Below are 7,099 nucleotides of genomic sequence, written 5' to 3'. Positions count from 1 at the left end.
CCACCGGCCCCCATGGGGCAGACGCGTGGTCTTCGGACCACCGGCCCGGTGGGGGCGGGCCGCGCAGTTCCCCGCGCCCCTTCGGGGCGCAGGTCTTTCGCGGGGGAGCCGTAGCGCAGCGCATGCGCTCACAGCGAACAGTTCCGCGTAGGGGATTGCTGGGCCCCACCTGCGCGTTAGGGTCCGTAAGTAGGAGGGCAGGGGTGCAGCACCGGATGGTGCCGGGCCCCGGCCCAGACGAAGACCCTGTGACGGCATGTCTACCGTCCGACTACGAGCAGGTGGATACGTGACGACTCCGATGCCTTCCGCCGCCGGCGAGCCGACCTTCGGTGGCCTCGGCGACCAGGTCTACAACCGACTGCTCGGCGAGCGAATCATCTTCCTCGGCCAAGCGGTCGACGACGACATCGCCAACAAGATCACCGCCCAGCTCCTCCTCCTTGCCGCCGAGCCGGACAAGGACATCTACCTCTACATCAACAGCCCCGGCGGCTCCGTGACCGCGGGCATGGCGATCTACGACACCATGCAGTTCATCAAGAACGACGTGGTGACCATCGCGATGGGCATGGCCGCCTCGATGGGCCAGTTCCTGCTGACCGCGGGCACCCCGGGCAAGCGCTTCGCGCTGCCGAACACCCGGATCCTGATGCACCAGCCCTCCGCGGGCCTCGGCGGTTCCGCCACCGACATCAAGATCCAGGCCGAGCAGCTGCTGCACACCAAGCGCCGTATGGCCGAGCTGATCGCCCAGCACTCCGGGCAGAGCTTCGACCAGATCACCAAGGACTCCGACCGCGACCGCTGGTTCTCCGCCGAGGAGGCCAAGGAGTACGGCCTGCTGGACGGCGTCATGCTCTCCGCCACCGAGGTACCGGGCGGCGGCGGCACCGGGGCGTGAGCCCGCGGCCAGGCCCGCGAGGGTCGGGCGGGCCCCCCGCGGCCGATCTCCCAGCTTCCGCATCATCACCAGGACGGTGGACGTGAACACCATGAACTTCCCCGGCAGGGGTCTGTACGAGCGCACCGAGGCCGAGCGACCCGGCGTGTTCGGCGCAGAGGCCCGCTACGTCATCCCGCGCTTCGTCGAGCGCACCTCGCAGGGCGTGCGTGAGTACGACCCGTACGCGAAGCTCTTCGAGGAGCGCGTGATCTTCCTCGGCGTGCAGATCGACGACGCCTCCGCCAACGACGTCATGGCGCAGCTGCTGTGCCTGGAGTCGATGGACCCCGACCGGGACATCTCGGTCTACATCAACAGCCCCGGCGGCTCCTTCACCGCGCTGACTGCGATTTACGACACCATGCAGTTCGTGAAGCCCGCCATCCAGACGGTCTGCATGGGCCAGGCGGCGTCCGCCGCCGCCGTCCTGCTGGCCGCGGGCAGCCCCGGCAAGCGGATGGCGCTGCCGAACGCCCGGGTGCTGATCCACCAGCCGTACAGCGAGACCGGCCGCGGCCAGGTGTCCGACCTGGAGATCGCCGCGAACGAGATCATCCGGATGCGCCAGCAGCTCGAAGAAATGCTGGCCAAGCACTCCACCACGCCGATCGAGCAGATCCGCGAGGACATCGAGCGGGACAAGATCCTCACCGCCGAGGAGTCGCTGGCGTACGGTCTGGTCGACCAGATCGTGTCGACCCGCAAGGCCGTTCCCGCCGTCTGAGACGGCCCGCGGTCGACCCGGAGAAGCCCCGGAATACCACCGGAACAGTCCCAAGCGGTTCGCCGAGCGCGAGTGGGTCCTCCCTGGACGGAGTGAGCGAGTACGTCCAAGGGGGGCCCACACGGGGGGCGCGGCAAGGTACCGTCGATGAGAGAAGCACCAGGCTCCGTTGAACTCGGCGGATCCCAGGCGAAGGGGAAACACCTCGTGGCACGCATCGGTGACGGCGGCGACCTGCTGAAGTGCTCATTCTGCGGAAAGAGCCAGAAGCAGGTGAAGAAGCTCATCGCAGGCCCTGGTGTGTACATCTGCGACGAGTGCATCGACCTCTGCAACGAGATCATCGAGGAGGAGCTCGCCGAGTCCTCCGAGGTGCGCTGGGAGGACCTTCCCAAGCCGCGCGAGATCTACGAGTTCCTCGAGGGCTACGTGGTCGGCCAGACGCCCGCCAAGAAGGCCCTGTCGGTGGCGGTCTACAACCACTACAAGCGGGTCCAGGCCGGTGAGAACGGCGGCCGCGGCCACGACGACGCGATCGAGCTGGCCAAGTCCAACATCCTGCTGCTCGGCCCGACCGGCTCCGGCAAGACCCTGCTGGCCCAGACGCTGGCCCGGATGCTGAACGTGCCGTTCGCCATCGCCGACGCCACCGCGCTCACCGAGGCCGGATACGTGGGCGAGGACGTCGAGAACATCCTGCTGAAGCTGATCCAGGCGGCGGACTACGACGTCAAGAAGGCCGAGACCGGGATCATCTACATCGACGAGATCGACAAGGTCGCCCGCAAGAGCGAGAACCCGTCGATCACGCGCGACGTCTCCGGCGAGGGCGTGCAGCAGGCGCTGCTGAAGATCCTGGAGGGGACGACGGCCTCGGTGCCGCCGCAGGGCGGGCGCAAGCACCCGCACCAGGAGTTCATCCAGATCGACACCACGAACGTGCTCTTCATCGTGGGCGGCGCCTTCTCCGGTCTGGAGAAGATCATCGAGTCCCGGGCCGGCGCCAAAGGCATCGGCTTCGGCGCCACGATCCGCTCCAAGCGCGAGCTGGACATGGCCGACCAGTTCTCCGAGATCATGCCCGAGGACCTGGTCAAGTTCGGCATGATCCCCGAGTTCATCGGCCGGCTGCCGGTCATCACCAGCGTCCACAACCTGGACCGCGAGGCCCTGCTGCAGATTCTGGTCGAGCCGCGCAACGCGCTGGTGAAGCAGTACCAAAAACTCTTCGAACTCGACGGTGTGGAGCTGGAGTTCGAGCGCGGGGCGCTGGAGGCCATCGCCGACCAGGCGATCCTGCGCCAGACCGGCGCCCGTGGCCTGCGGGCCATCATGGAGGAGGTGCTGATGTCGGTGATGTACGAGGTGCCGTCCCGCAAGGACGTGGCCCGCGTGGTCATCACCGCCGACGTCGTGCACTCCAACGTCAACCCCACCCTGGTGCCGCGCGAGCCGCGGATCGTCGGCAAGGGCGAGCAGAAGAGCGCCTGAGACACACCGGACGGACACACGGAGAGGGGCGCCCGATCAATCGGGCGCCCCTCTCCGTGTGTTGCCGTGTGCACCGGCCCGATCGAGGGCCGCGGCGGTGCTACGAGAGCGGCACGCGGGCGTCCTTGCGGACCTTGGCCGCGATGTCCGCGGCGTCCGAGAGCGAGATGGACACCTTGCCGGTCAGCAGCGCGCCCGAGTCGGAGAGCGACACGATGCCGACGGTGCTGTAGTCCGCCCAGACGCACACCGGAAGCGTGACGGACTTCGGCCCGCTGCCCGAGGCGTTCTTCGGCGTGACCTCCATGCTCTGGCACTTCATCACGGCGTCGTCCAGCCCCGCGGGCTTGAACGTCTGCGGGCTGCCCACCATCTTGGCGTTGGTGTCGCCGTCGCTGCCCTGCTTGGCCACGGTCCCGAAGGCCGCGTCCGGCACCTTGCCCGGGTCCTTGACCGTGCCGTACACGCCCTCGAAGTTCAGGCCCTTGACGGTCAGACCGCTGCCGGACTTGTAGGTGCCCGCCGCGTTCTTCGGGTTCTCGATGCCCATCGCCGAGAACTCCGCCTTGTCCTTGTCGGTGAGGGCGGTGTCGTCGGTGGTGTCCTGGCTCTTGGTGTACGTGCCGGCGACCGTGTTCGGGACGATCAGCTTGTACTGCTTGCCGTCGTTCTTGATGGCGCCGCCGCTGCCGGAGTCGTCCTTGTTGGTCAGCAGGAACACACCGCCGCCGATGACCGCGAGCGCGACCACCGCGCCCACGATGATCAGCCCCGTGTTCTTCTTCTGCGGCTGCGGAGGCGGCGGGTAGCCGCCGTAGCCCTGCTGGGGCGGCATCTGGCCGTACTGGGGCTGCTGCGGCTGGCCCTGCTGGGGGTATCCGTAACCGGGCTGGCCCTGCTGCGGGTAGCCGTATCCGGGCTGGCCCTGCGGCTGCCCGTAACCGCCCTGCTGCGGCTGCGGCTGGCCGTAACCACCCTGCTGCGGGGGCTGCTGCCCGTAGCCGCCCTGCGGGGGCTGCTGCCCGTACGGATTCGGCGGCGGCTGGTTGTAACTCATGTTGGTGGTCCCCTCCGTTAACGACCGTCCGCCCATCCTTCCGGATCCCTTACCCGCTTCTTACCGCGGGGGCGATACGGATTCGTAACGGCCCCGTTCGCCACCGTAGAATCGCTGCCGTGACCGACAACACTCAGCAGAGCCCCGGACGCGGGCCGAACAGCGAACCCGAACTGCCGACCCAGTACGTGCCGGCCGAGGTAGAGGGGACGCTGTACGAGCGCTGGGTAGAGCGGGGCTACTTCGAGGCGGACGCCAAGAGCGACAAGCCCGCGTACACCATCGTCATCCCGCCGCCGAACGTCACCGGATCGCTGCACCTGGGGCACGCGTTCCAGCACACGCTGATGGACGCGCTGACCCGCCGCAAGCGCATGCAGGGCTACGAGTCGCTGTGGCTGCCGGGCATGGACCACGCGGGCATCGCCACGCAGAACAAGGTCGAGCAGCAGCTCGCCGAGGAGGGCAAGTCGCGGCACGACATCGGCCGCGAGGAGTTCGTCGACCGGGTCTGGCAGTGGAAGGAAGAGTACGGCGGCCGGATCCTGGGCCAGATGCGCCGCCTCGGTGACGGCGTCGACTGGTCCCGCGAGCGCTTCACCATGGACGAGGGCCTGTCGCGCGCCGTCCAGACCATCTTCAAGAAGCTGTACGACGACGAGCTGATCTACCGCGCCGAGCGGATCATCAACTGGTGCCCGCGCTGCCTCACCGCGATCTCCGACATCGAGGTCGACTACCAGGACGACGACGGCGAGCTGGTCTCGCTGAAGTACGGCGAGGGTGACGACACCGTCGTCGTGGCCACCACGCGGGTCGAGACGATGCTCGGCGACACCGCGGTCGCCGTCCACCCGGACGACCCGCGCTACGCGCACCTGATCGGCCGCCGGATCAAGCTGCCGCTCACCGACCGTACGATCCCGGTGGTCGCCGACACCCATGTCGACCCGGAGTTCGGCACCGGCGCGGTCAAGGTGACGCCCGCGCACGACCCGAACGACTTCGCCATCGGCCAGCGGCACGGGCTGGAGTCGCTGACGATCATGGACGAGCGCGCGGTCATCACCGTGCCCGGCCCGTTCCAGGGGCTCGACCGGTTCGAGGCGCGCTCCGCGATTGTCGCGGCGCTGCGCGAACAGGGCCGGATCGTGGCCGAGAAGCGCCCCTACGTCCACTCGGTCGGCCACTGCTCGCGCTGCAAGACCACGATCGAGCCGCGGCTGTCGCTGCAGTGGTGGGTCAAGGTCGCGCCGCTGGCCCAGGCGTCCGGTGACGCGGTCCGCGACGGGCGGGTGAAGATCCACCCGCAGGAGCTGTCGAAGCGCTACTTCGACTGGGTCGACAACATGCACGACTGGTGCATCTCGCGCCAGCTCTGGTGGGGCCACCGCATCCCGGTCTGGTACGGGCCGGAGGGCGAGGTCGTCTGCGTCGGCCCCGACGACAAGGCTCCCGAGGGCCCGGGGTGGACCCAGGACGCGGACGTCCTGGACACCTGGTTCTCCTCCGCGCTGTGGCCGTTCTCCACGCTCGGCTGGCCGGAGCGCACGCCGGACCTGGAGAAGTTCTATCCGACCGACGTCCTGCTCACCGGCCACGACATCATCTTCTTCTGGGTCGCCCGGATGATGATGTTCGGCCTCTACGCGATGGACGGCACCGCGCCGTTCCACACCATCGCGCTCACCGGCCTGGTCCGCGACGAGTTCGGCAAGAAGATGTCGAAGTCGAACCCCAACTCGGTCGACCCGCTGGACTGGATGAACGCGTACGGCTCGGACGCCGTCCGCTTCACCCTGGCCAAGGGCGCCAACCCGGGTGCGGACGTGCCGATCGGCGAGGACTGGGTCCAGGCGTCCCGCAACTTCGCCAACAAGATCTGGAACGCCACCCGCTTCGCGCTGATGAACGGCGCCACGGTCGAGGGCCCGCTGCCCTCGCCCGAGGAGTTGTCCGCCACCGACCGCTGGATCCTGTCCCGGCTGAACACGGTCGTCGCCGAGGTGGACTCGCTCTACGACGACTACCAGTTCGCGAAGCTCAGCGACGGGCTGTACCACTTCGCCTGGGACGAGGTCTTCGACTGGTACGTCGAGCTGTCGAAGACCGTCTTCTTCAAGGGCGGCGACGGCGCCCGGGTCTCCGGGCGGGTGCTCGGCGAGGTCCTGGACGTGATGCTGCGGCTGCTGCACCCGATCGTGCCGTTCGTCACCGAGACGCTGTGGACGACGCTGACCGGGGGAGAGTCGCTGGTCATCGCCGACTGGCCGAAGGACAGCGGCTTCCGGGACGCGGCGGCCGAGGCGGAGATCGCCGAGGTCCAGCGGGTGGTCACCGAGGTCCGCAGGTTCCGCTCCGACCAGGGCCTGCAGCCCGGCCAGAAGGTCCCGGCGCTGCTCACCCTGGACGGCACGCTGCTGGCGCCGCACGAGGACGCCATCCGGCAGCTGCTGCGCCTGCAGCCCGCCGGTGACGGCTTCCACGCCACCGCGACGCTGCCGGTGGCGGGCGCCACCGTCGCGCTCGACCTGTCGGGCACGATCGACGTGGCCGCGGAGCGCCGGCGGCTGGCCAAGGACCTGGCCGCCGCCGAGAAGGAGAAGGCGGACGCGGAGAAGAAGCTGGGCAACGAGGCGTTCCTCGGCAAGGCGCCCGAGCCGGTGGTGGCGAAGATCCGCACCCGGCTGGCGGTGGCCGAGGCGGACATCGCCCGGATCACCGCGCAGCTCGAGGCGCTGCCGGCCAGCTGACCCGCCGGAGCGCGGCGGGCCCCCGTGACGCCGGGGGGGCCCCGCCCCCCCCCCGGGCCCAGGGGCCCGCCCCCCCCCCCGCGGAAGGGGGGGGGGGTGGCACCCCCCCCCCACAGCGGCCCCCCCGG

At 69.2% G+C, this 7,099-nt stretch carries 5 protein-coding genes; 4 read left to right on the top strand and 1 reads right to left on the bottom strand.

All coding sequences use genetic code 11. The features are described from left to right. Positions 1–301 precede the first annotated feature (301 nt). The 3 genes from AB0M29_RS44690 to clpX all read left to right on the top strand — a co-directional run bounded on the left by AB0M29_RS44690 (position 302) and on the right by clpX (position 3,161). Positions 302–904, top strand: a complete 603-nt coding sequence (locus tag AB0M29_RS44690) for an ATP-dependent Clp protease proteolytic subunit (protein WP_365393516.1) — start codon at positions 302–304, stop codon at positions 902–904. Positions 905–995: 91 nt separating this feature from the next. Next, a complete protein-coding gene (locus tag AB0M29_RS44685; RefSeq protein WP_365393514.1) occupies positions 996–1,670 on the top strand; it encodes an ATP-dependent Clp protease proteolytic subunit in 675 nt (224 codons plus the stop codon). Between the two features lie 207 nt (positions 1,671–1,877). After that, entirely contained in the window at positions 1,878–3,161 is a 1,284-nt protein-coding gene (gene clpX / locus AB0M29_RS44680) for an ATP-dependent Clp protease ATP-binding subunit ClpX (RefSeq protein WP_365393512.1), read from the top strand. Between the two features lie 100 nt (positions 3,162–3,261). Here clpX and AB0M29_RS44675 read toward each other — a convergent pair whose 3' ends face one another. Beyond that, entirely contained in the window at positions 3,262–4,218 is a 957-nt protein-coding gene (locus tag AB0M29_RS44675) for a hypothetical protein (RefSeq protein ID WP_365393510.1), read from the bottom strand. Between the two features lie 119 nt (positions 4,219–4,337). Here AB0M29_RS44675 and AB0M29_RS44670 point away from each other — a divergent pair, with 119 nt between their 5' ends. Then, positions 4,338–6,971 carry a valine--tRNA ligase gene (locus AB0M29_RS44670; RefSeq protein ID WP_365393508.1) on the top strand — a complete coding sequence of 878 codons (2,634 nt, stop codon included), beginning with the start codon at positions 4,338–4,340 and terminating at the stop codon, positions 6,969–6,971. Positions 6,972–7,099 lie beyond the last annotated feature (128 nt).

It is taken from the genome of Streptomyces sp. NPDC051976 (assembly GCF_040680795.1).
Taxonomy (GTDB): Bacteria; Actinomycetota; Actinomycetes; order Streptomycetales; family Streptomycetaceae; genus Actinacidiphila.
Note: the sequence above shows the minus strand (reverse complement) of the source record. Positions and strands in the feature narration are given on the sequence as shown.